Below are 25,228 nucleotides of genomic sequence, written 5' to 3'. Positions count from 1 at the left end.
TTATGAAACACACCTATCACATACAAGGAATGACCTGCAACGGTTGTCGAAATCACGTAGAGCAAACACTTTCTAAAGTGGAAGGTGTTACTAACGCCTCGGTAAATTTAGAGAAAGCAGAAGCTACAATCGAAATGGAATCTCACATTGCAATAGAGACGTTTCAAGAGGCTTTACAAAATGATGGTGGTCGATATAGTATTCATAATTCAGAAGAACACCAACACCATACAAAAAAGGCAAATAAAGAAGAACCAAAAGGTAAAGGAGCTGGCACCTTCTATTGCCCAATGCATTGCGAAGGCGATAAAACCTATGACAAGCCAGGCGATTGTCCTGTCTGCGGTATGGATTTGGTCGAAGAGCAAAATCTATCAGTAGTAACTTCAGAACAATGGACCTGCCCAATGCACCCAGAAGTCGTAAAAGACGAAGCTGGAGCTTGCCCTATTTGCGGAATGGATTTAGTCCCAATGGAAGCCGATAGTTCAGCAGAAGAAAAAACGTATAAAAAGTTAGTAAAGAAGTTTTGGGTTGCTGTAGCCTTCACACTACCTATTTTCATAATCGCTATGAGTGAAATGATTCCTAATAATCCATTATACGATATAATGGAGCAAAAATGGTGGAACTGGATTCAATTCGGGCTATCTATTCCAGTTGTGTTTTATGCCACTTGGATGTTTTTTGAGCGTGCCTACCGAAGCATCAAAACTTGGAATCTCAATATGTTCACGCTTATTGGCATAGGTGCCGGCGTTGCGTGGCTTTTTAGTGTTTTTGGAATGTTGTTTCCAGATTTTTTCCCCGAACAATTCAAAACAGCATCTGGTGCGGTTCACGTTTATTTTGAGGCCGCTACCGTAATTCTCACATTGGTATTGATGGGTCAAGTTTTGGAAGCCCGTGCGCATAGTAAAACCAATTCCGCAGTAAAGGAATTATTAAAGCTCGCACCCAATAAAGCAATTAAAGTAGTTAATGGAAATGAAGAAGAAGTTTCTATTGACCAGATTGAAAAAGGCGATATACTACGAGTGAAGCCGGGCGATAAAATTCCTGTAGATGGTAAGATTACTGAAGGCAAAACAACTGTGGATGAGTCGATGATTTCTGGCGAGCCAATACCTGTCGATAAAGTTGAAGGTGATAAAGTGAGCAGCGGTACAATTAACGGAAACCAGTCTTTTTTAATGAAAGCCGAAAAAGTAGGTAGCGACACCTTGCTTTCCCAAATTATACATATGGTAAACGATGCCAGTCGCAGTCGTGCACCCATTCAGAAATTAGCAGACACGGTTTCAGGTTATTTTGTTCCAGTTGTAGTTGTTATTTCACTCATCACATTTGCGGTTTGGGCAATTTGGGGTCCAGAACCTGCATATGTCTATGCATTGGTCAATGCCATCGCGGTATTGATTATTGCTTGCCCTTGCGCTTTAGGATTGGCTACACCTATGTCAGTAATGGTGGGCGTGGGTAAAGGTGCTCAAAACGGAGTGCTGATTAAAAATGCCGAAGCGCTCGAAAAAATGGATAAGGTAGACACGCTCATCGTGGATAAAACAGGAACCATAACGGAAGGAAAACCAACGGTAGAGAAAATAGGTGTTTTTGGAGACCGCTTTCGCGAAAGCGAGATTCTAAATTTTATCGCATCCCTAAACAGTTCCAGCGAGCATCCACTTGCCGAAGCTACCGTGAAATATGGAAAGGAACAGAAAACTGAAATATCCAAAACCGAAAACTTTAGCGCAGTAACAGGAAAAGGCGTAGAAGGAACAGTTGATGGAAAAAAACTCGATTTGGGAAATGCAAAGATGATGGAGTACGCAAATGCTACGCTATCCTCTGAAATGCAAACCGAAGCAAAATCTTTTCAGAAACAAGGTAAGACAGTTTCGTATCTATCCATTGATGGCGATGTTTTAGGATATGTAGTAATAGGCGATAAAATCAAAGAAACAAGCGCTAAGGCAATTAAGGAACTTCAAGAAAAAGGTATTGATGTCATTATGCTTACGGGCGATAATCACGATACAGCTCAAGCCGTAGCGAGTGAATTGAACCTTGCAAACTTTATGGCAGGAATGTTACCCGAGAACAAACTTGATGAAGTCAAAAAATTACAGGAACAAGGCAAAGTCGTAGCAATGGCGGGCGACGGTATCAACGACGCACCAGCACTCGCTAAGAGTGATGTAGGTATTGCAATGGGTACGGGAACAGATGTCGCTATTGAAAGTGCGATGATAACGCTTGTAAAAGGAGATTTGCACGGCATCGTAAAAGCAAGGAATTTAAGCCATAAAGTAATGCGGAATATTAAGCAAAATCTATTTTTTGCTTTGATATATAACACACTCGGTGTACCTATTGCAGCAGGAGTATTGTTCCCGTTTTTCGGAATTCTACTCTCGCCTATGATTGCTGCATTGGCAATGAGCTTTAGCTCGGTTTCTGTAATCGTGAATGCACTTAGACTTAAAACAAAATCAATTAACTAAACCATACTTATATGAAAAACAGTATCATTCTTTTATGCCTTATCCTCTTAGTCTCTTGTAAAGAAACTTCAAAGAATGCGCAAGAACCACAGAGTGAAGAAACGACGGAGCAAAAAACAAAAAGTGCTGAACCAGATAAGAAAAAACCATTGAGTCCACATACAAGTACAATGGCAATGGTGGGAGATGCACACATCCATTTTGACTATTCATCGCCCGGAGTTCGTAATCGAATCGTTTTTGGAGGATTACTTCCTTATGACGCTGTTTGGCAGGCAGGTGCACATAATGCAACTTGGATGGAAACAAATAAAGATTTAACCATTGATGGAAAAGTATTGAATGCTGGAAAGTATGGATTCTTTGTTATTCCTAATCAAGAAGAATGGACAATCATTTTTAATACCAATTGGGACCAACACGGTAAGGATGAATATGACGAGAATAATGATGTATTGCGATTTAAAGTAGCCCCTAAAATTTCCGAAGAAATCAAGGAACATCTAGAGTACAAAGTAACTAAGGTTAACAATACATCAGGCACAATTAGTTTAAGTTGGGAAAAGGTCATTGTTGAATTTCCATTTGAAGTAAACTAAAATGGTTAAAAGAAAGACAGCTCTTAAAATTAGAAAAGCACATCGCTATTTGGGTATCTTTTTAGGTATTCAGTTTCTGATGTGGACGATTAGTGGGATGTATTTCAGTTGGACGGACATCGACGAAATCCACGGTGACCATTTTAAGAAATCGGCACCGGTGCAGACCTCTTTTGATAATTTGCTCGGTACATCCCAACTGGCTACAAAAGAATCCGTAAAATCTTTGGAACTACTGGAAATCGCAAATGAACCTTATTATTGGATTAATGAAGCACAGCTTTATAATGCAAGAACGGGACAAAGGAAAAATGGAATTTCTAAAGAAGAGGCACAACAAGTTGCAAATAGGTATATGTTGGACGATTTAGAAATAGCAAAAATTCAATTAGTCGATTCTGTAGGGTCACATCACGAATATCGCGGTCGCCCACTTCCAGCTTATGAAATCTTGTATGAGACACCACAAAATTTAAAAGCCTATGTGGCGGTTGAAAATGGCGCTTTTCAAACGGTGAGACACAGGGATTGGCGCTGGTTTGATTTTCTTTGGATGACCCATACAATGGATTATCAGGGAAGGGATAATTTCAACACGTTGTTGTTAAGGGCATTTTCACTTTTGGGATTGATAACCGTATTGAGTGGTTTCGTTTTGTGGTATATCAGTTCCCCATCAATCAGAAAACTAGAAAAGAAGATTAAATAATTAATAACAAAAAAACCAAAAATTATGAATTCAAACGAACACGAAAACAAGAACAAAGGAATGAGCCAATACACTAAATTCTTCCTTATGCTAGGGTCATCATTTATAGCAATGTACATCACAATGTATTTAAATACCTACGAGTTTGACCACGTGTGGTTCAGTCTTACACGATTTTATATGGTGTGTCTAGGAATAGCTACTATGGCTGTTATTATGTTGTTATTTATGCTGAATATGTATAAAGACAAGAAAAAGAATATTGCAATTCTCGCAGGTAGTGTTATATTGTTTTTGGGAGCATTAGGACTAGTACGCGACCAAAAATCCACTGTGGGCGACGTACTGTGGATGAAAGCAATGATACCGCACCATTCTATAGCAATTTTAACAAGTGAGCGTGCAGATATTAAAGACCCAGAAGTAAAAAAACTAGCAGAAGACATTATTAAGGCACAACGTAAGGAAATTGCAGAGATGAAAGCAATGATTGAACGTCTAGAAAACGAAAAATAAGATTATGAATAAGAATATTTTATATATAGCAATAGCCGTTATCATAGGTTTGGGCGCTGGCTGGCTAATTTTTGGAAATAGCTCAGACAATGCAGCAAATAAGGATACGTCTGATATGTCCGATCAACACGACCATTCTGGCGAGAGTGCAGACCAGATGTGGACGTGCTCAATGCATCCACAGATTATGCAACCAGAAGCTGGCGATTGTCCTATATGTGGAATGGACTTAATCCCTGCTGAAGCTGGTGCTGAAGGTCTCGCAGCAAACGAGATAAAAATGACCGAAAATGCTATGGCATTAGCAAATATTCAAACCACTATCGTGGGCAATGCAGAAGCCAGCGATGATGATGGGATGACATCCCTTTCTGGAAAAATAGCTGCTAATGAAGAAAACAATACTGTGCAAGCCAGCTATTTCAAAGGAAGAATAGAAAGACTCAACGTCAACTATGAAGGTCAACAAGTAAATCGTGGTCAGCTGCTCGCAACCATTTACGCACCAGACCTTGTAGCGGCACAACAGGAATTGATTACCGCAGCATCGTTGAAAGAATCGCAACCCGCTTTGTATAAAGCAGTTCGCAATAAACTCAAAAACTGGAAACTTTCAGATACACAAATCAATGCTATTGAAGAAAGTGGAACGGTACGAGAGAATTTCCCGATTTATGCAACGGTTTCCGGAACGGTTTCAGAAGTAATGGCAGCACAAGGCGATTATGTAAATCAAGGACAGCCTATTGTGAAGTTGAGCAACCTCAATTCGGTTTGGGCAGAATTTGATGCCTATGAAAATCAAATAGCGCTATTCAACGTTAGGCAAAAAATCAACATCACGACCAATGCCTATCCAAATAAAGAATTTGAGGGAACAATTTCATTTATTGACCCAATTTTAAATAATGCTACAAGAACGGTAACGGTACGTGCAACCCTTCAAAATAGAGACGACCTATTTAAACCAGGAATGTTTGTTACAGGTAAGGTTAAAGGCGCAACACAAACTATGGAAAACACCCTTACCGTGCCTGCAAGTGCTGTGTTATGGACGGGCGAGCGCTCATTGGTATATGTGAAAACCAATCCTAACGAGCCTGTATTTGAAATGCACGAAGTAACCTTGGGCAATCGCTCTGGCGAAACTTACCAAGTATCGGCCGGATTAAATAATGGCGATGAAATTGTTACCAATGGAACATTTACAGTAGATGCAGCGGCACAGTTACAGGGTAAAAAATCAATGATGAATCAGCAAATGATGCAGGACGAATCAGCAATGATGGGCGATATGGAAATGAGTTTCAGCAATGCGTTTAGTTCTGATTTCGACAAAGCATTACCATCATATCTCAAAATGAAAGATGCCCTTGTAGCAAGCGATGCAAGTCAAGTTTCCGCTTTCGCGAAAGCGACATCATTAAAATTAAAAGCAATATCGACTGATGATTTAAGTACGATGGAAAAACAACACTTAACCAAAAGTATTGAGATGCTGGATGCCGTTGCAAACAATGATAATCTGGAAAACCAGCGCGCTCACTTCGTCATTCTAAACGAGAATATCGTGCCTATTGCAATGAGCATAAAAAACTCGATAAATTATTACATTCAGAAATGCCCTATGGCAAATAACAATAAAGGTGCGGTATGGCTAAGTATGGAAGAAGAAATAAGAAATCCATACTATGGCGATGCAATGTTGACTTGCGGAAGTGTGATTGATTCGTTGTAAAAATCATTTGCAACACAGTTGCACCAAAAAAATTTTATCTTTGCATTGTGAAAGTTGTAGCAATCATTTTATCGTTTTATTTCTTGGCACTCAATGTAGTGCCTTGTAGCGATGCGGCAAATAGAGCTGATGATACCCAAGTAGTTACAGTAATCGATATTGATGGCGACCACGACCAAGACTGTGAGTTATGCTCGCCTTTTTGCCAATGCCATTGTTGTCACGTTCACACGATAAATTTTGGGCTTGTTGCATTTCAACCGCTACAGCCTGCTATTCCTCAAGAATTCTTTGCCCATTTCGATGACCTTGGCAAAGATATTCCCCATTCCCTTTTTCAGCCACCTCGGGCATAATTCAGTTTTCATAGGATAACTATATCCTTTTTTGAAGTTTTCCTAATGGGAATGCTCAACTATGTTTTTGCTACGCGAAAACGCAAACTCGTTTTTTAACTGAATTAATACATTAATCTATGATTAACAGAATCATTGATTTTTCAATCAATAACAAATTTATTATTGGCTTGTTTACCTTGACTCTTGTAGGTGTCGGTATCTGGTCAATGGCAACGGTAAATCTTGGGTCTGTGCCAGATATTACCAATAATCAAGTGCAAGTCATCACGCAATCGCCCAATCTGGGAACGGAAGATATTGAACAGTTCGTGACCTATCCTGTAGAATTATCTATGGGTAATTTACCGGGCGTTACCGAAATAAGATCTATCTCACGTTTCGGACTCTCTGTAGTAACCATCGTTTTTGAGGACGATATGGGGACTTATCTTCCTAGACAACTGGTAGGGGAAAAACTCAACGAACTTGGAGAATCTATACCTGAAAAATTTGGAAGTCCATCTATGGGTCCCATTTCCACAGGATTAGGTCAAATTTATGAATACACCATTCAGCCAGGGAAAGGATTTGAAAACAGATATTCGCCTATGGAACTGCGTACCATCCAGGACTGGGTTATCAAACGACAACTTACTTTACTGGAAGGTGTGGTAGAAGTTAACTCATATGGTGGTAGCATTAAGCAGTACGAAGTTGCCGTCGATCCAGAGAAGTTAAATAGTATGGGCATCAGCATTTCACAAGTGTATGACGCTCTTGCTATGAACAATGTCAATACAGGTGGTGCCTATATTGAGAAAAATAAAATGTCAAACTTCATAAGAGGCGAAGGTCTTATTCGCTCTTTGGAAGACATCAAGAATATCTCGATTATCAACGAAGGCAACATTCCCATAACAATTGGAGATGTAGCAACGCGTGTCCATTTTGGGAGTCAGGTACGTTATGGTGCATTTACCCAAGACGGTAAGGAAGCCGTGGGCGGTATGATTATGATGCTCAAGGGTTCTAATCCTAATGCAGTTATTCAAAATGTAAAGGATCGTATGGCAGAAATTGAAAAATCCCTGCCAGAAGGTTTAACGATCGCCCCTATCATTGATCGTAGTGAGCTTATTGCCAGAACTACAGATACGGTTAAAACTAATTTACTGGAAGGTGCTCTAATAGTGATTTTTGCCCTTGTGTTATTGCTGGGTAGTTTAAGAGGTGGAATCATAACAGCCACGACCATACCATTGTCCTTACTTTTTGCCTTTATCCTGATGAAGCAGTTTAATGTATGGGCAAACTTAATGAGCTTGGGAGCTATTGATTTTGGGATTATCATAGATGGTGCGGTAATTATTATAGAAGGAACGGTTTATGAGATCCAAAAACGGATTAGGTCTGGCAAGCTAAAATTCAATCAAGGCGTGATGGATAAAGTGGCTTATGATGCAGGAAGCACGATGATGGGTTCCGCTTTTTTTGGACAGATAATTATCCTCATCGTTTTTACGCCTATACTTTTTCTAACTGGTGTAGAAGGTAAAATGTTTAAACCTATGGCATACACCTTTGGCTTTGCAATGATAGGTGCCATCATCTTGTGTCTCACGTATGTGCCTATGATGGCAGCGCTTTTTATGAAACCAGTACAAAATACCAAAAACTGGTTCGGCAGGTTCGAGCGTTGGCTCGAAAAAATAAGCGATAAAATTATAGGTGCTATTCATAGTGCATATATGCCATTATTAAAGGGAGCCCTTAAACTAAAACTTATTGTTTTATCAGCTGCTACCGTATTACTTCTTATTGCTGGTTTTATCTTTTCTAATATGGGTGGAGAATTTGTGCCCCAGCTTGATGAAGGAGATCTAGCAATGCAAGCGCTCATTAGACCAGGAAGTTCATTATCCGAATCTATTGAAGTTTCCAAGAAAATAGAAACTATCCTATTAGAAAATTTCTCTGAAATTAAAACAGTCACAGCTCGTATAGGTGTTGCAGATATTCCTACAGATCCTATGCCTATGGATATTGCAGATATGTACATCATCCTAAACAAGGATATGGACGAGTGGACAACAGCTACTACTAAAGAAGGTTTGATAGATGCCATTAGAGACAAATTAGATGAAGAACTCGTGGGTGTAAATTTAGTTTTTACCCAACCAGTAGAGTTACGATTTAACGAGCTGTTAGAAGGTGTAAGAGAAGATATTGCGGTAAAGCTGTATGGCGAAGATTTAGATGTGTTATCACAAAAGGTTCAGGAAATGGCAGCGATTATACAGACCGTTCCTGGCGCTGGTGATGTGAGTGCAGAACGAACTGCAGGATTACCACAGATGACCGTAAAATATAAGCGTGATAAAATGGCGCAATATGGACTGGATATTCAAAAAGTAAATGATTACATAAGTACCGCATTCGCTGGCGGAACTGCAGGAGTAATTTTTGAAGGCGAGAAACGATTTGATCTCGTGGTACGATTTGATGAAAGCCATAGAAAAAGTATCGATGACCTACGCAATATGTATATCGATCTTAAGGATGGCAATCAGATACCCATTATCGAAATAGCCGAAATTGAATACGTCCCTGGACCTATGCAAATTTCACGTGACAATACGTATAGAAGAACCTACGTAGGTGTAAATGCAAGAGGCAGGGATGTGGAGTCTGTAGTAAAAGATATTCAGCAAAAATTAGATGAAGAACTGGACTTGCCATCAGGCTATTATATTACCTATGGTGGCGAGTTTGAAAATCTACAAAGCGCAAAGGATCGTTTGATAATCGTTGTGCCCATCGCCCTGTTTTTAATATTTATACTGCTGTACTTTGCCTTAAAATCCTTTTCACAATCGCTAATGATTTACATAGCGATTCCCTTGGCGGCCATCGGTGGTGTGTTTGCCCTATGGTTGCGGGATATGCCATTTAGTATTTCGGCAGGTGTCGGCTTTATTGTGCTATTTGGTGTTGCAGTTCTTAACGGACTGGTACTTATAAACCGATTTAATTCCTTAAAAGAAGAAGGTGTGATAAGTATAAAGGATAGAATATTTCAAGGGACTAAAGAACGTATTCGTCCCATTATGCTCACGGCCACCACAGATATTTTTGGGTTTTTACCAATGGCATTTTCCACATCAGCCGGTGCAGAGGTGCAACAACCGCTCGCTACGGTAGTTATTGGTGGGATGCTTACGGCCACCCTACTCACGTTGATCGTACTTCCCGTGCTCTATACCTTTATAGAAAAGCGACGTGAGCGCAAAGACCAGAACAAGATTGGTTCGTTTAATCCGCAAGCATTGGCCACGATTTTAATACTTGGTTTTATGTTAGGTGGTACCGCTTTCGCGCCTGCCCAGAGCGCAGTCGAAGGGAAAGGGCAACAAACACAAGCACCTGTGCCAGACCTCATTGTTCAGGATAGCATTACACCCATTACCTTATCTCGGGCTGTAGAAATTGCTAAAGAGAATTATCCAGCACTCAAGACGAGCCAACTCGAAATAGAAAGACAGAGCGCACTCACGGGCAATGCCTATGACTTCGGTAATACTAAAGTATTTACAGGTGGCGAAGAAGTGGCAGATGGTCAGGGCATTTATACCTTGATAGGTATCGGTCAACAAAATATTGATCTATTGGGAATAGGTGCCAAAAAACGCTTGCAACAACAACGCATCCAGTTAGCCGAAACAGCTTTTGACCTATCTGAAATCCAGATAGAACTGGAAGTCAAAAAAGCCTGGTCAGAAGCTTTTCAGGCAAAGAAGAAATTTGTTCTTTATCGAGAACTGGACAGCATTTATGGTCAATTTGCACAATCTGTAGAACTCAATTTTGAAGTCGAAGCCATTTCGAGACTGGAATATGCTGCTGCGCGCAATCAAGCGTTACAGATAACCAACAGGTTTCAGCAGGCAGAAACAGATTATTTAATCGCATTACAAAAACTCAATCTTTGGTTGACACCAGATACGATGTACACCGTAGCTGATGAATTTGAAGCTACCGAAATTTCGGTGTTAGAGACTGATGATACATTGGATGAACATCCCGAGTTATCGCTTTCGCGAAAGCGTATAGACGAAGCACAGGCAAGCTATGATGCAGCAAGAGCAAATTTGTTGCCCAAATTCAATCTGCAAGGTGGCCTGCAACGTGTAAATGGCGATAGTGGTTTCTACACCTATCAGGCAGGGATTTCCATACCGCTGTTTTCTGGCCCAGACCGCAGCCGCGCAAAAGCTGCTAAACTGGATGCACAGATTGCAGAAACCAATGCCGCATTCAAACAACGCGAGCTGCAATCCCAATATACACAAGCACAGCAAAATTATACACGATGGCGAGATACTTGGTTTTTCTATAAAACCGAAGCTCTGCCACTTGCCATAGACCAGCGCAAAGGCGCATTGCTCGCCTACAAAGAAGGTGCGCTTGATTATGCAGCATTCACGCAAATTATACGTGATGCCATACAGACCGAAATGGATGCGCTGGACGCACTCGATAATTATTTAGAAGCCTTGTTTAAACTACAATATTTCCAAAACTAAAAAAAGATGAAAAAATTAAAATATATACCGATTACCACAATGCTTATGGCATTGACATTATTCAGCTGTGGCGAGTCAAAAACTGAAGATGGCCACGATGAAGCCACCCATTCTGAAACAGAAGAAAATCACTCTGAAGGGGAAGATGAAGAAGATAATATGGAAGGCGAAGCTAAGGAAGTAATGCTCACGGCACAGCAGTTTGAAGCCTTACAGATGGAAATTGACACGCTCTCACAACGTTATATGAGCGGTTATGTAGAAGCAAATGGCACGCTGGAAGTACCACCACAAAACGAAGCATCCATTACCGCCATAACAGGAGCAAATGTGGCATCCATAGAAGTAATAGAAGGTGATGAAGTGAAAAAAAATCAAGCGGTCGCCTATCTCTCACATCCCAGCATCATACAGATACAGAGCGATTACTTAAATGCACACAGCAACAGTCGGTTTTTAAAACAAGAATACGAACGTCAAAAAAGGCTTTATGAAGCTGGTGTGGCATCTGGTATGAATTTCCAAAAGGCAACGGCAGACTATCAGTCATCTACCGCAATGGTAAACGGGCTGGAAGCACAATTGCGACAGTACAACATCAATGTGAATGGCGTGCGCAATGGCACTATCTACCAGCGTGTTGCATTGCGCAGTCCCATTGCAGGGGTTGTAGAAAAAGTTTTTATAAAAACTGGACAATATGTGGAGCCACAGACCAACCTAATGGAAATAGTAGATACAGACCACGTACACGCAGATTTAATGGTTTTCGAAAAAGATGTTGATAGGGTAAAAAAAGGTCAACAAGTACGATTTAGCGTTCAATCAAGACCAGGAACGGAACTCGTTGCCGAAATTTATTCAGTAGGAAAAACCTTCGAGCAAGATCCCAAAGCGGTGCACGTACACGCAGAAATTGAGAACAAAGGTGGTGGTCTTATCCCAGGAATGTACATTAAAGGTAGGATTGAAGTTGATAACGATGAAACCGCTGAAACCGCATTACCAGAAAGTGCCATTATTACAGAAGGTGGTAGGGATTATGTGTTTAAAGCGCAAAGGGAAGGCAACACTTGGAGTTTTATACCAGTAGAAGTCACTACGGGCGAGAAGGATGGTGACTGGATAGCCATACGTTTTTTTGAAACCCCAGACCCAAATACTCATTTTGCCTTTAATAATGCCTATTACCTTATGGGAGAGATGAAAAAAGGGGAACTTGGTGACGATGATTAAAATGGAATGAAAGAAAAAAGAAAGAAAAACTTAAAAGTAGCAAGAACCTTACAGATTTGGAACGTCATCTACGATGTTATTGAAGTTGCGGTCTCGCTTATTGCTGGATTTACGGCAAATAGTTCGGCTCTGATAGGTTGGGGATTGGACAGCACGATTGAAGTGGTTAGTGCGGGAACATTAGGCTGGCGACTACACGGCGAGATTAAAGGTATCGATGAAGAAAAAGTAAAACGAAGACAAAAAATCACGTTAATCGTAATTGCAGTTTCCTTTACGCTCATCTGTATTTTCATTTCCTACGATTCCATTACAAAGCTTATAAATAAAGAAACCGCAAACTGGAGCACGATGGGACTGATTATATTATTGGTTTCCCTGGTTGTAAATCCTATCCTGATCTATTTCAAAAGAAAGTATGGAAAGAAATTAGACAGTCCAGCCTTGCTGGCTGATGCTAAAGACACCTTTATTTGCTTATACCAAACCGTGGTCGTACTTATAGGATTGCTATTGGTCAACTGGTTAGGCTGGTGGTGGGCAGATCCTGTGGCGGCATTACTTATCGTTCCGTACGCTGCAAAAGAAGGCTATGAAGCCTACAATAAAGCTAAAAATATCAATTATAACACCGCACAAAATGACTGAAATTGAAAAAACATTAAATGACCATAACGTGCGTCCCACCGCAATGCGCATCTTGATTTATAAGTATATGGCCGATAGGGATGCCGCCATCGCCCTGACTGATATTGAGAATGCTTTCGCAAAATCGGATAGAACCACATTGTACCGAACCCTAAAAACGTTTGAAGAAAAAAACGTGGTGCATCACATAGATGACGGAACTGGAATCTCTAAATACGCACTTTGTGAAGAAGGCTGTAATTGTGAAATAGAACAGGATTTGCATTTACATTTTCATTGCACTAACTGTGACGAAACAGTTTGTTTAACGGAACAAAAAATCCCGCATATCAATTTGCCAGATGGATATTTGGCAGAGGATGTTAATCTCGTGGTTACGGGAATATGCGAAAAATGCAGCAGTAATTTACTTTAATAAACAAACGAACAAATTAGATTGATTTTGAAAAAAAGCACTTTTATAATAACTAAAATGGACTGCCCTTCAGAAGAGCAGATGATTCGGATGAAGTTAGAGTCTTATGCTCAAGTAAAACACTTGGATTTTGATATTCCAAACAGAAAATTGGAAGTATATCACGTGGACGACGTCAAGGCGATAAAAACGTCTATAGCCAGCTTAAAACTTGGGGATTCCTTAGAAGGAACCACAGAAGCCGAACCACCCGTAATGGAAGACCAATCCAAACAAAAAAGAATCCTATGGTGGGTCTTGGGCATCAACTTTGGCTTTTTCGTTATCGAAATGACCACCGGTTGGATTTCTTCTTCGATGGGTCTTGTGGCAGACTCATTAGATATGCTGGCAGATTCCATCGTATATGCATTAAGCCTATTTGCGGTAGGCGGTGCCATTTCAAGAAAAAAGAAGGTTGCGAAATACAGCGGATACTTTCAGATGGCATTGGCAACACTTGGGTTTGCAGAGGTCTTGAGAAGGTTTTTTAGCAATACCGAAACACCCTTGTTTCAATGGATGATTATCGTTTCAATTTTCGCATTGGCAGGTAATTTGATATCGCTCTGGCTCATCAACAAGGCAAAGAGTCAAGAGGCTCATATGCAGGCAAGTGCCATTTTTACATCCAATGATATTATTGTTAATGGTGGTGTTATAGTAGCTGGGGTGCTGGTTTATTTTCTGAATAGTAAATGGCCCGATTTAGTGATTGGCGGCATCGTTTTCACTTTTGTAATGCGCGGTGCATTGAGAATATTGAAATTATCGAAGTAGTTTTTAAAATGATATCAAACTTGATTAGAACATATGAAAAAGAAAAAAGTAAACTTACGTGACTTAGAAGCGAAAGAACATCAAGGTGAGCACAGACACGATGATGGCCATAACCATAGCAGCCCTGAAGAAATTTCAAATTTTAGAACCTATCTACCGGCAATTTTCAGCTTTGTGATGCTGATAGCCGGAATTGCTATTGATTACTTTGATGCGTTTCTTTTCTTCAAAGGATGGATTCGCATAGTGTGGTACACGGTAGCCTATATACCTGTGGGATTCCCTGTAATTAAGGAAGGTTGGAAGAGTGTCAAAAATGGTGATTTTTTTACGGAATTCTTCTTAATGTCCATAGCCACTTTAGGTGCATTTGCCATTGGCGAATATCCCGAAGGTGTTGCCGTAATGCTGTTTTATGCTGTGGGCGAACTCTTCCAAAATGCGGCCGTTAACCGTGCGAAAGGAAATATAAAAGCCTTACTCGATGTAAGACCAAATGAGGCATTAGTTTATCGTGATGGCGATTATGTTTCAGTAAATCCCGAGACAGTTGAAATTGGCGAAAAGATACAGGTACGTGTAGGCGAAAAAGTTCCGCTTGATGGTATTCTGCTTTCTGAAAAGGGTTCTTTTAATACTGCTGCCTTGACAGGCGAAAGCAAACCTGATACTATTGCTAAAGGCGATACCGTTTTTGCTGGAAGTATTAATCTCGATGGAGTTATTGAAGTTGAAACAACAAAAGAATTTAAGGACAGTTCCATTGCACGTATTCTCGATATGGTGCAAAACGCAACTGCTAGAAAATCAAAAACGGAATTGTTCATTAGAAAATTTGCGCGGATTTATACGCCTATCGTTGTATTCCTTGCCATCAGCCTGACGTTTCTTCCTTACTTTTTTGTAGATGATTATGTGTTTAGAGATTGGTTATATCGTGCATTGATATTCCTCGTGATTTCGTGTCCTTGTGCTTTGGTTATCTCGATACCGCTAGGTTATTTCGGTGGTTTGGGAGCTGCTTCACGTAATGGTATTCTTTTTAAGGGTGCGTCCTTTCTCGATGCAATGACTCAAGTTAATACCGTAGTGATGGATAAGACGGGAACGGTCACTAAAGCAGTATTTAAGATTAAAGAAATTGTTACTGGTTCCGCTTTCGCGAAAGCAGAATTTATGAAATACCTAATGGCAATGGAAGAGCAATCCACGCATCCAATAGCAATAGCCATTATGGAATATAAGGCTGAAGGAGCAGATTATAATGCTACAGACGTTTCTGAAATTGCAGGTAAAGGTTTGAAAGGTAGCGTAAATGGAAAAACAGTCTTAGTTGGGAACAAAGCATTGATGACAGCACATCAGATAGAAGTTCCAGCAGAAACAGACAACATTGTTGAGTCTATAGTGATGGTAGGTATAGATGGCGCATTTGCAGGTTATGTAACAATCGCCGATGAATTGAAAGACGATGCGCATCAAGCGATCAAAGAAATAAGGGCAGCAGGAATCGATAAGATTATTATGCTTTCTGGAGATAAGGATTCTATCACTCAAGAAGTAGCAAAAGAATTAGGCATCGACTGGGCAAAAGGTGGAATGCTTCCAGAAGACAAACTCAATGAGGTGGAAAAATTAAAACAGCAACCAGATACTAAGGTGGCTTTTATAGGTGATGGTATTAATGATGCGCCTGTACTTGCGGCTAGTGATGTAGGAATCGCGATGGGCGGTCTTGGTAGCGATGTGGCTATTGAAACCTCAGATGTTATTATACAAACAGATCAACCCAGTAAAATCTCAAGAGCGATAAAAATAGGCCGTTCTACACGTCGGGTTGTTTGGCAAAATATCATACTTGCCTTTGGCGTGAAAGTTATTGTATTAATATTAGGCGCTGGAGGTCTCGCCACAATGTGGGAAGCAGTCTTTGCAGATGTAGGTGTAGCATTGCTGGCTATTCTCAATGCTGTTCGATTGCAGAAAATGAAGTGGGAGTAAACATTACAATCTAATAGTATTTTCAATAAGCATTGATTTTGAGAGTGTTAAAGAAATATCACTCTTCAAAAAGTTCGAACTCTGTCCCGTTGAGTTCACGAACATTATGTAAAGCTCTTTAAACTAATTGTTTAAAGAGCTTTTTAGCTTTATTGTAAATTTTAGATTTTTGTTAATCATTTGATTATGAAATAAGTAAAAGTTTGATTATTTCTCGTTTAAGTTCAATATATAATATTTTGGCTATTTATGTTTTGACAAAAAAATGATCCAAGTAAGCACATATATTGTTTCTCTTTAATTTAGAGTTTCAATTTTCACCCCAATATTTCTAATAAGTTCGCAGCAGTCAACTCAGATGAGGCTTGGTTTAGTCCAACGATTAAATTACCTTCTTAAATGGAGTATGAATTGCAATGTGCTACTTGTATTAAATTTCACTATTTTTCTTCAAACCATCTTCTACTTCTAATGAAGATATGTAACCAATAAATTATATCTTAAGCAAATCTTAAGAAACAACTAATGCTACTTTAAATTTAAGAATTGATTTTTGTACAATGCGAATACTAATAGTAGAAGACGAACCAGGTATATTTAATTTTCTAAAGCAAGGATTAGAAGAAGAATCCTATGCTATAGATATTGCAGAAGATGGCAAAAAAGGTTTAGAATTAGCACTGTCAGGAGAATATGATCTCTTATTATTAGATTGGATGGTTCCTGGTTTAAGCGGTATTGAAGTATGCCGTCAATTTAGAAAACAATTTAAAGAAACACCTATCATATTTTTGACCGCTAAAGACACCATAGACGAAACTGTTTTTGGACTACAGGCTGGCGCAAATGATTACATTAAAAAACCTTTCCATTTTGAAGAGCTTCTGGAACGCATAAAAGTGCAATTACGACCAAAATCTGGAGAACATTCTATTTTTAAAATTGGAGATATCACGCTGAACACAACAACCTATCAAGTGTTTAAAGGAACAGAAGAAGTCAACTTAACACAAAAAGAATTTGCTTTGTTAGAGTACTTATTACGTAATAAAGGTATAGTATGTAGAAGATCCCGAATTATTGAAAGTGTCTGGGATATACATTTTGATTATAATACAGGTGTTATTGATGTTTTTATTAATGCGCTTCGTAAAAAATTGAAATTGAGTAAGGACGAAAACTATATCCAGACCGTTAGAGGTGTTGGTTACATTGCGAAGGAGCTATGAATTTAAGTTTTAAAAATAGGGTTGCGTTACATTATATGATCGCCACAGCAGTTATAATGGCTGTAGCATTTACAGTTGTATTCTTTGTGGTAAAAGGTGTGGTGTATCAAAATATAGATAGTGACCTTTCTTTTGAAGCTGAAAAGCATACCGAAGAAATAAAAATTGTTGGTGACAGCATCAAAATTAAAAACAAAAAAGAGTGGGAAGAACGCGAACATAGAGAGGTTCAAGTAAATCCTGTTTTTATCCAAATTTTGGATAGAAACGGTTCTTTTATGGATAAATCCCCTAATCTTAAAGAAAACGAACTTGCATACAATTCTGAAGCCAATTTTGGCGGAAGCTATAACGAAACTCTCAATAGTAAACCCATAAGACAGATTCAATTACCCATTGAACAAGATGGTAAAATAAAAGGTTTTATTGTGGCGGCTATGCCATTAGAATCCTCTCTAATGGTGTTATTGAATTTAAGAAATATTTTATTTTTTGTCTATTTAGTACTCTTAGCAAGCCTTTATTTTATATCAAAATATATTGCAGGTAGAAGTATCATTCCTGTACAAATAGTTACGGAGACTACTAACAGAATCACCAAAAACAACTTAAAAGAACGCGTTGCACTTCCTCAAAACAAAGATGAACTGTTTGATTTGTCTTCTGGTATTAATGCTTTATTACAGCGTATCGAGAATGCTATCGAAAGAGAACGTCAATTTACATCGGACGCTTCTCACGAATTACGTACACCTTTAGCAACTTTAAAAGGGACGCTGGAAGTATTAATTCGTAAACCAAGGGAGCAATCAGAATATGAAGACAAAATTAAGTTTAGTCTTACAGAAATAGACAGAATGACTGCCACTATCGAACAATTATTGTTGTTAGCAAGATTAGATACTAATTCAAAGCAAAAAAACAAAGCGTCCATTTCCTTAACAACAATCATTGACGAAATTCTTTCAAGACATAAAAATCAGATTACAAAAAAGAAACTCTCGATTGATTTTAAAAATGAAACAGTAAATGACACCTCAGTCCCTCAGTATTTTAGTAACCTTATATTAGAAAATATTATTGGTAATGCTATAAAATATGCTAAGGATGCTACCAAAATACACATATCAATTACCCAATTAGATTCAGAAACTATTTGCAAAGTTCAAGATGAGGGTATTGGAATAAAAAATGAAGATTTAGATAATTTATTCAACCATTTTTTTAGATCTGATGCACTAAATCACAAGACTATCTCTGGAAATGGTTTGGGACTATCAATAGCCAAAAAAGCTGCAGATGCTATTGATGCAAACATTGAAGTAGAAAGCACGTTGAACGTTGGAACCACTTTTACTGTTTACTTTTAAGCCAATCTTAAGACTATCCTTAGACAGTCTTAAAATTACAGCATTACTTTTATAAAGAATTAGCTTAATAACTCTTGAAAAAGAAAACAGTTCCCCCTCTTGACCTTTAAATATTTTGGTTGGTTTTTATTGGTTAGTAGTTGCAAAAGCCTTGAGGTTTCTCAGGGCTTTTGTTTTTTAGAGTAACACATAAATAATCAATCTTAAGCTAATCTTAAGAAACCGTTTAGATTACAATTAGATAACCCATCTACATTTGTTTCATTATTTTAATTAACCACCAGAAAATGTTAGAACGTATTATCCAGTACAGTATTCATCACAAACTGATTGTGCTGTTATTTACCGCAGGAATCGTTGGATTCGGCTTGTATTCCCTTTCCAATATACCTATTGGAGCAGTTCCAGATGTGACCAATAATCAAGTTCAGGTTATTACCACCTCAAGAACCTTATCGACCGAAGATGTTGAGAAATTTTTAACCTACCCAGTAGAGTTAGAAATGGCAAACTTACCTGGAGTAACAGAAATTCGTTCTATTTCTAAATTTGGATTATCAGTAGTTACTGTAGTTTTTGATGATGAAATGGGTACTTACCTACCGCGTCAACTTATTGCTGAGAAAATTAAAAGTGCCGAAGAAAAAATTCCAACTGGTTTTGGGAAACCTTTTATGGGGCCAGTTTCTACCGGTTTGGGAGAAATTTATCAATATGTAATTGATGTAGATCCTAAATACAAAGACCAGTATTCCTTATCAGATGTTCGTACCATCCAAGATTGGGTAGTAAAACGTCAGCTTTCTGGAATACCAGGAGTTGTTGAAGTAAACACTTGGGGAGGCTACTTAAAGACTTATGAAGTAGCGGTTAATCCAGAACGTCTACGTTCAATGGATGTTTCTATTTTCGATGTCTTTAATTCTCTTGAAAAAAACAATAGCGTTGCTGGAGGTGGTTATATTGAAAAAATTAATGAAAGTTATTTTATAAGAGGTGAAGGCTTAGTCACTTCAATTGAAGATATTCAAGATATTGTCGTAACTAATAAAGGTGACATTCCTGTATATGTAAGAGATGTGGCCAATGTAGGCTTTGGTCACGCTAACCGTTTTGGTGCTATCACAGGAAACGGAGAAGGCGAAAAAGTTTTAGGACAAGTAATGATGCTTAAAGATGCCAATTCTAATGCTGTAATCGAGGCAGTAAAACAACGTGTGGCAGAAATACAATCCTCATTACCTAAAGGAATTTCAATCAACCCATTTTTAGAGCGTAGCGAACTTATTGCTAAAACGACCTTCACAATTGCCGAAAACCTGATTTTAGGATGTTTAATCGTGATTTTTGTAGTGGTTTTACTTTTAGGAAACCTGCGTTCTGGTTTAGTAGTGGCTTCTGTAATTCCATTATGTTTATTGTTTGCGCTTTCGTTAATGTACATTTTTGGGGTCGATGCGAACTTAATGAGTTTGGGTGCGATCGACTTCGGTATTATAATAGATGGTGCCGTAATTATAGTCGAATTTATCGCCTTTAAAATCACAAGTCAACGCGCTAAATTATTAGCGCTTCCAATAGAAGAACGACAAGGATTGATTGATACAATAACCTATCAAGGAGCTTCGAAAATGATGAACTCTGCGGTATTTGGGCAATTAATCATCATCATCGTTTTTATACCTATTCTATCTTTAGTTAATGTAGAAGGAAAAATGTTCCGTCCTATGGCATTGGTATTCTGTTTTGCATTAATAGGTGCAATGCTGTTATGCTTTACCTACATTCCAGTAATGGCTTCATTATTTATTAAACCTTCTAATACAGAAAAGAAAACCATATCATCAAGACTTATTACATTTTTAGAAAACAAATACCGACCTACCATTACTTGGGCATTGCGTAAAAAGACATTGGTATTAAGTATGGCTGTAGCGTTGTTAGTTTTTACAGGATTTTTATTCACTAGAATGGGTGGCGAGTTTGTACCTACTTTAGATGAAGGTGACTTTGTAATTCAACCCGTTTTAAAAACAGGAATGTCTTTGAGTAAAACGATTGAAGCCACTACCAAAATAGAAAAAATACTAAAACAATTCCCTGAAGTAGAACAAGTGGTAAGTAGAATTGGAGCTGCCGAAGTACCAACAGACCCAATGTCTATGGAAGAAAGTGATGTTATCATAAAATTGAAACCTAAAGGCGAATGGACTTCTGCTGAGTCTAAAGACGAATTAGCAGATAAATTTAAAGAAGCCTTATCAAATGAAATTGTAGGTGTAGATTTTGAATTTACACAACCTATTGAAATGCGATTTAACGAATTGATTACAGGAGTAAGAGCAGATTTAGCTATCAAGGTTTTTGGAGAAGATTTAGATGTGCTTTATAGAAAAGCATTAGAAATAGAAAAGGCCATTCAAAATGTGGAAGGAGCAGCTGATATTTCTGTAGAGAAAACAGCTGGTTTACCACAAATGTCTGTAAAATATGACCGCCAGAAAATAGCTAAATATGGATTAAACATTGAAGACTTAAATAAAGTGGTAACAATGGGATTTGCAGGAATGCCTGCTGGAAATGTATTTGAAGGCGAAAAACAATTTGATTTAGTATTACGTTTTGATGCTGCTCACAGAAAAGATATTGAAAACTTAGAAACCGCATCGGTTACTTTACCTAATGGTACTAAATTACCGCTTAGCGAATTTGCGAACATAAGTTACACCAAAGGACCAGCAAAGATTTCACGTGATAACACCAAGCGTCGTATCGTAGTAGGTGTCAATGTTAGAAACCGAGATTTAGAATCTGTTGTAAAAGATGTACAAGCAATCATTGAGAGAGATGTTAAGATTCCAACCGGATATTCTATAAGCTACGGAGGGCAATTTGAAAATTTAAGAACTGCATCAGCACGGTTAAAAGTAGCGGTACCCATTGCACTAATATTAATTTTCGTGTTGTTATACTTCGCTTTTGATTCTGTAAAAGAAGCCTTAATGATTTACAGTGCCATTCCTTTATCCGCAATTGGTGGTGTGATGCTACTGTATATAAGAGACCTTCCTTTCAGTATATCGGCAGGTGTTGGGTTTATTGCGCTTTTCGGTATTGCGGTATTAAATGGTATTGTGTTGATTGAAGAGTTTAAAGAACTAAAAGCACACGGTGTCAGCAATATTAATAAGCGAATTTTAATGGGAACAAAAAACAGATTGCGTCCAGTATTATTAACTGCAGCAGCAGCAGCTTTAGGATTTTTACCTATGGCAATATCAACTTCCGCTGGCGCCGAAGTACAAAGACCATTAGCAACAGTAGTTGTAGGTGGATTAATAACTGCAACCGTTTTAACTTTAGTTGTACTGCCTATTTTATATGCAATGTTCGACAGAAAAGGACATCATCCTAAAATAAAAACAAAAGTGAATTTTAAGGCTCTAAGCATTATGCTTTTATTGTTTTTACCATTCTTTGGTAAGGCACAACAAAACCCAGTAAATGTTGAGCAGACTGTAAAAATGGCTATTGAAAATAATAATGGATTGCAAGCTTACGCGAAAAAGATTAATCAATCAGAACAGTTGGTAGGAAGTGCTTTTAATTTGGACAAAACACAAGTTTACTATAGCTATGACCAAAATAACATTGCCGAAAATGGTTTGCCATTAAAGGTGTTAGGCATTAGTCAATCACTTCAATTCCCAACAGTATATGGCGCACAGCGTAAAGTAGAAAATCAAAAAGTAGCATTAATAACGCAGCAGTATCGTCTAAATGAAAGAATATTGACTAAAGAGGTTAATTCAGCCTATTATAATGTAGTCTATAGCAATAATCTTGTGAGGCAATATGTCTATTTAGATAGCTTATATGGTCAATTTGCAAGAGCTGCTAAAAAGAGATACGATGTAGGGGAAACTAATTTATTAGAAAAACTAACGGCTGAAACCAAGCAAAAAGAAATCGCTATCGCACTTTCTCAAGCACGCGAAGACGTTTCTAAAGCCTACACAATGTTAAATCAATGGGTACAGACCGATTCAACAATTACGGTTTCAGAAGATGTGTTACCAAGACTGGAATTAAAAGAATTCAGTCTAACAGATCATCCTGGACTAATGTATTATAATTCAGCAGAAAACTTAGCTAAATCTTCTCTTTCATTAGAGCGACAAAAGCTTTTACCTGATTTACAATTATCAGTATTTCAAGGCACAAACAATGGTGTAGCTGCAAGAAATTATAATGGATTTCAAGTAGGTATTGCAGTACCATTATGGTTTGGAGCACATAAATCAAAAATCAATGCAGCTAAGACAGAAACATTGATTATTGCTAATGAATTTGAAAACTATAAAATTCAATTACAATCAAAATACGACGCCTTGCTTTCTGATTTAAAAAAGTTTCAAGAAACAGTTGATTATTATCAAAGTACAGGAAGAGATCTTTCTAAGCAATTAACAACAACAGCTTCAAAAGCGTTTCAAAATGGCGAGATAGATTTTTTACAATATGTGCAGCTTTTAGAGAGTGCAAAAAATATCGAAATCAACTATTTACAAAACCTAAATAAGTATAATAATACAGTTTTAGAATTAAACTACTTAACCAATTAACGATGAAAAATACCTGTAACACCATAGCAAATTTTATATACTTGAAAAGTTTTTTATTAGTAGTAATAATGGCTTTAGCCTCTTGTAATTCTAAAGAGAAAACCGAGGTTACCAATGCAGAAGCGACCACAGAGATTGAAAACACTGATGTAGTTTCAATAACAGAGAATCAGTTTAAATCTGGCGATATGCAGCTTGGCAAAATAACAATGCAACCATTTAATACGGTAGTAAAAGCAAACGGGATGTTTGCTGTTCCACCAGAAAATCAAGCAGATGTAAGTGCCTATTTTGCTGGTTATGTAAAAAACATTAGTCTATTGCCTGGAGATGTAGTAAAAAAAGGCCAGACCTTATTCACGATTGAAAATCCTGAATATGTACAAGCACAACAAGATTTTTTAGAAGCCAAAGGACGTTTGAATTATTTAAAGTCAGACTATGAGCGCCAAAAAGAATTGGTTGCAGATAACGTGACATCAAAAAAGAACTTCCTAAAGGCAGAGTCAGAATACAACGTGACGTTAGCACAATACCAGTCAATGAAAAAGAAGTTGAGCTTAATGAATATTAACCCAAATACCTTAACAGGAGATAATATTCGTTCTGTCATCAGCGTACCTTCGCCTTTGTCAGGTTATGCGACAACAATTAATGCAACAAAAGGGATGTATTTAAACCCTTCAGATGTTGCTATTACAGTTACAAATACTGATGATTTACACATAGAGTTAAAGATTTTTGAAAAAGATCTACCTATGGTAAAAGTAGGACAGCCTATTAACGTAAGACTTCAAAATGATACCGATAAAGTATACCGAGGAAAGGTACATTTAGTAAACAAGGCAATCAATACCCAAGACAGAACAGTAGATATTCACGGAGATTTAGTAAATGAAAGTGAGGTAAAATTATTTGCACCAGGAATGTACATTGAAGGAGAGATTTTAACTACTACCACAGAATATCCTGCTCTACCAGTTGAAGCAGTTGCAAATATTGATAATGACTACTTTGTTCTGGTTAAAGAAAACGGGATAAACTTTAAAAGAATGTTAGTAAAAATTGGAACTACAAATAATGGCTATATTCAAATAGTAAATGCTTCGGATTTTGATGCAGATACAGAGTTTTTGACAAAAGGAGCTTTTAATTTAATAACTGAATAAATGGCAGAACAAATAAACGAATTAGACAATTATTTAGACAACCACTACATTCATAGAAGCAATTGGTTAAGAGCAGCAGTGCTTGGAGCAAACGATGGTATTTTATCTACAGCCAGTCTTGCAATAGGTGTTGCAGCTGCAAGTGCTACAAGAGAGCCTATTATTTTAGCAACCTTGGCAGGACTTGTTGCTGGTGCTTTATCAATGGCTGCTGGAGAATATGTTTCTGTAAGTTCACAGACAGATGTAGAAAAAGCAGACATTGAACGTGAAAAGCAAGAATTAAATGAAATGCCAGAAATCGAATTACAGCGATTAGCAGATATCTATGTAAAAAGAGGGCTTAAAAAAACAACTGCATTAACTGTTGCTCAAGAATTAACAGAGCACGATGCTTTAGGTGCACATATCAGAGACGAATTAGGTATTAATGAGATTAGTCAAGCCAAACCTATTCAAGCGGCTTTTGCATCTGGAGCAGCATTTACTATAGGAGGATTACTTCCTTTTTTAGTAACCCTTTTTCTGCCATTAAATAGTATGGAATATTCTATTTACGGTTTTGCGCTATTTTTCCTTATTGTATTAGGAGCTCTAGCAGCTAAAACAGGTGGGTCAAGTATAGGAATAGCAATTATACGTATCACATTTTGGGGAACCGTAGCAATGGGTCTAACAGCATTAGTTGGATATCTATTTGGAGTAAATCTCTAAACAAAACATAAA

Annotated in this window: 17 protein-coding genes; all 17 read left to right on the top strand. The window is 38.0% G+C overall.

Going from position 1 to position 25,228, the window contains the following annotated elements:
* Positions 1 to 2: 2 nt before the first annotated feature.
* The 17 genes from QZZ53_RS00655 to QZZ53_RS00580 all read left to right on the top strand — a co-directional run bounded on the left by QZZ53_RS00655 (position 3) and on the right by QZZ53_RS00580 (position 25,216).
* Positions 3 to 2,507 (top strand): heavy metal translocating P-type ATPase, encoded by a 2,505-nt coding sequence (locus tag QZZ53_RS00655; protein ID WP_144782605.1) that lies wholly within the window; start codon positions 3 to 5, stop codon positions 2,505 to 2,507.
* A gap of 11 nt (positions 2,508 to 2,518) precedes the next feature.
* Positions 2,519 to 3,106 (top strand): DUF2911 domain-containing protein, encoded by a 588-nt coding sequence (locus QZZ53_RS00650; protein WP_144782607.1) that lies wholly within the window; start codon positions 2,519 to 2,521, stop codon positions 3,104 to 3,106.
* 1 nt (position 3,107) lies between these two features.
* Complete coding sequence (locus QZZ53_RS00645) at positions 3,108 to 3,815, top strand: PepSY domain-containing protein (protein ID WP_296380400.1); 708 nt, start codon at positions 3,108 to 3,110, stop codon at positions 3,813 to 3,815.
* Positions 3,816 to 3,839: 24 nt separating this feature from the next.
* Positions 3,840 to 4,331, top strand: coding sequence for a DUF305 domain-containing protein (locus QZZ53_RS00640; protein ID WP_174270037.1), 492 nt, complete (start codon positions 3,840 to 3,842; stop codon positions 4,329 to 4,331).
* Between the two features lie 4 nt (positions 4,332 to 4,335).
* Entirely contained in the window at positions 4,336 to 6,069 is a 1,734-nt protein-coding gene (locus QZZ53_RS00635) for an efflux RND transporter periplasmic adaptor subunit (protein ID WP_015361360.1), read from the top strand.
* Positions 6,070 to 6,116: 47 nt separating this feature from the next.
* Positions 6,117 to 6,425, top strand: a complete 309-nt coding sequence (locus QZZ53_RS17115; RefSeq protein ID WP_041566902.1) for a DUF6660 family protein — start codon at positions 6,117 to 6,119, stop codon at positions 6,423 to 6,425.
* A gap of 119 nt (positions 6,426 to 6,544) precedes the next feature.
* Positions 6,545 to 10,990, top strand: a complete 4,446-nt coding sequence (locus QZZ53_RS00630; protein WP_041566903.1) for a CusA/CzcA family heavy metal efflux RND transporter — start codon at positions 6,545 to 6,547, stop codon at positions 10,988 to 10,990.
* Positions 10,991 to 10,996: 6 nt separating this feature from the next.
* Positions 10,997 to 12,226 carry an efflux RND transporter periplasmic adaptor subunit gene (locus QZZ53_RS00625; protein WP_072316425.1) on the top strand — a complete coding sequence of 410 codons (1,230 nt, stop codon included), beginning with the start codon at positions 10,997 to 10,999 and terminating at the stop codon, positions 12,224 to 12,226.
* 6 nt (positions 12,227 to 12,232) lie between these two features.
* Positions 12,233 to 12,874, top strand: a complete 642-nt coding sequence (locus QZZ53_RS00620) for a cation transporter (protein ID WP_296380386.1) — start codon at positions 12,233 to 12,235, stop codon at positions 12,872 to 12,874.
* Positions 12,867 to 13,289 carry a transcriptional repressor gene (locus QZZ53_RS00615; RefSeq protein WP_296380384.1) on the top strand — a complete coding sequence of 141 codons (423 nt, stop codon included), beginning with the start codon at positions 12,867 to 12,869 and terminating at the stop codon, positions 13,287 to 13,289. Before QZZ53_RS00620 ends, QZZ53_RS00615 begins: the two co-directional genes overlap by 8 nt.
* Positions 13,290 to 13,316: 27 nt before the next feature.
* The gene (locus tag QZZ53_RS00610) at positions 13,317 to 14,108 is read left to right on the top strand and encodes a cation diffusion facilitator family transporter (RefSeq protein WP_181898143.1); all 792 of its coding nucleotides are present in this window, start codon (positions 13,317 to 13,319) and stop codon (positions 14,106 to 14,108) included.
* 33 nt (positions 14,109 to 14,141) lie between these two features.
* Positions 14,142 to 16,109, top strand: a complete 1,968-nt coding sequence (locus QZZ53_RS00605; protein ID WP_296380379.1) for a heavy metal translocating P-type ATPase — start codon at positions 14,142 to 14,144, stop codon at positions 16,107 to 16,109.
* A gap of 560 nt (positions 16,110 to 16,669) precedes the next feature.
* Entirely contained in the window at positions 16,670 to 17,338 is a 669-nt protein-coding gene (locus QZZ53_RS00600; protein ID WP_151674518.1) for a response regulator transcription factor, read from the top strand.
* Positions 17,339 to 17,373: 35 nt separating this feature from the next.
* Complete coding sequence (locus QZZ53_RS00595; protein WP_296380374.1) at positions 17,374 to 18,708, top strand: ATP-binding protein; 1,335 nt, start codon at positions 17,374 to 17,376, stop codon at positions 18,706 to 18,708.
* Positions 18,709 to 18,995: 287 nt separating this feature from the next.
* Positions 18,996 to 23,333 (top strand): CusA/CzcA family heavy metal efflux RND transporter, encoded by a 4,338-nt coding sequence (locus QZZ53_RS00590; RefSeq protein WP_296380372.1) that lies wholly within the window; start codon positions 18,996 to 18,998, stop codon positions 23,331 to 23,333.
* A 41-nt stretch (positions 23,334 to 23,374) separates the two neighbouring features.
* Positions 23,375 to 24,502 carry an efflux RND transporter periplasmic adaptor subunit gene (locus QZZ53_RS00585; protein ID WP_296380370.1) on the top strand — a complete coding sequence of 376 codons (1,128 nt, stop codon included), beginning with the start codon at positions 23,375 to 23,377 and terminating at the stop codon, positions 24,500 to 24,502.
* A complete protein-coding gene (locus QZZ53_RS00580) occupies positions 24,503 to 25,216 on the top strand; it encodes a VIT family protein (RefSeq protein ID WP_296380368.1) in 714 nt (237 codons plus the stop codon).
* Positions 25,217 to 25,228: the final 12 nt, after the last annotated feature.

This window comes from Winogradskyella sp. (assembly GCF_016744625.1).
Classification (GTDB): Bacteria; Bacteroidota; Bacteroidia; order Flavobacteriales; family Flavobacteriaceae; genus Winogradskyella.
The sequence above is the reverse complement of the archived record's forward strand: the minus strand, read 5'-3'. Positions and strand labels throughout refer to the sequence as shown.

Coding starts and splice junctions, on each gene's coding strand:
- QZZ53_RS00655 (WP_144782605.1), top strand. CDS start 3: ATGAAACACACCTATCACATACAAGGAATGACCTGCAACGGTTGTCGA.
- QZZ53_RS00650 (WP_144782607.1), top strand. CDS start 2,519: ATGAAAAACAGTATCATTCTTTTATGCCTTATCCTCTTAGTCTCTTGT.
- QZZ53_RS00645 (WP_296380400.1), top strand. CDS start 3,108: ATGGTTAAAAGAAAGACAGCTCTTAAAATTAGAAAAGCACATCGCTAT.
- QZZ53_RS00640 (WP_174270037.1), top strand. CDS start 3,840: ATGAATTCAAACGAACACGAAAACAAGAACAAAGGAATGAGCCAATAC.
- QZZ53_RS00635 (WP_015361360.1), top strand. CDS start 4,336: ATGAATAAGAATATTTTATATATAGCAATAGCCGTTATCATAGGTTTG.
- QZZ53_RS00630 (WP_041566903.1), top strand. CDS start 6,545: ATGATTAACAGAATCATTGATTTTTCAATCAATAACAAATTTATTATT.
- QZZ53_RS00625 (WP_072316425.1), top strand. CDS start 10,997: ATGAAAAAATTAAAATATATACCGATTACCACAATGCTTATGGCATTG.
- QZZ53_RS00620 (WP_296380386.1), top strand. CDS start 12,233: ATGAAAGAAAAAAGAAAGAAAAACTTAAAAGTAGCAAGAACCTTACAG.
- QZZ53_RS00615 (WP_296380384.1), top strand. CDS start 12,867: ATGACTGAAATTGAAAAAACATTAAATGACCATAACGTGCGTCCCACC.
- QZZ53_RS00605 (WP_296380379.1), top strand. CDS start 14,142: ATGAAAAAGAAAAAAGTAAACTTACGTGACTTAGAAGCGAAAGAACAT.
- QZZ53_RS00600 (WP_151674518.1), top strand. CDS start 16,670: ATGCGAATACTAATAGTAGAAGACGAACCAGGTATATTTAATTTTCTA.
- QZZ53_RS00595 (WP_296380374.1), top strand. CDS start 17,374: ATGATCGCCACAGCAGTTATAATGGCTGTAGCATTTACAGTTGTATTC.
- QZZ53_RS00590 (WP_296380372.1), top strand. CDS start 18,996: ATGTTAGAACGTATTATCCAGTACAGTATTCATCACAAACTGATTGTG.
- QZZ53_RS00580 (WP_296380368.1), top strand. CDS start 24,503: ATGGCAGAACAAATAAACGAATTAGACAATTATTTAGACAACCACTAC.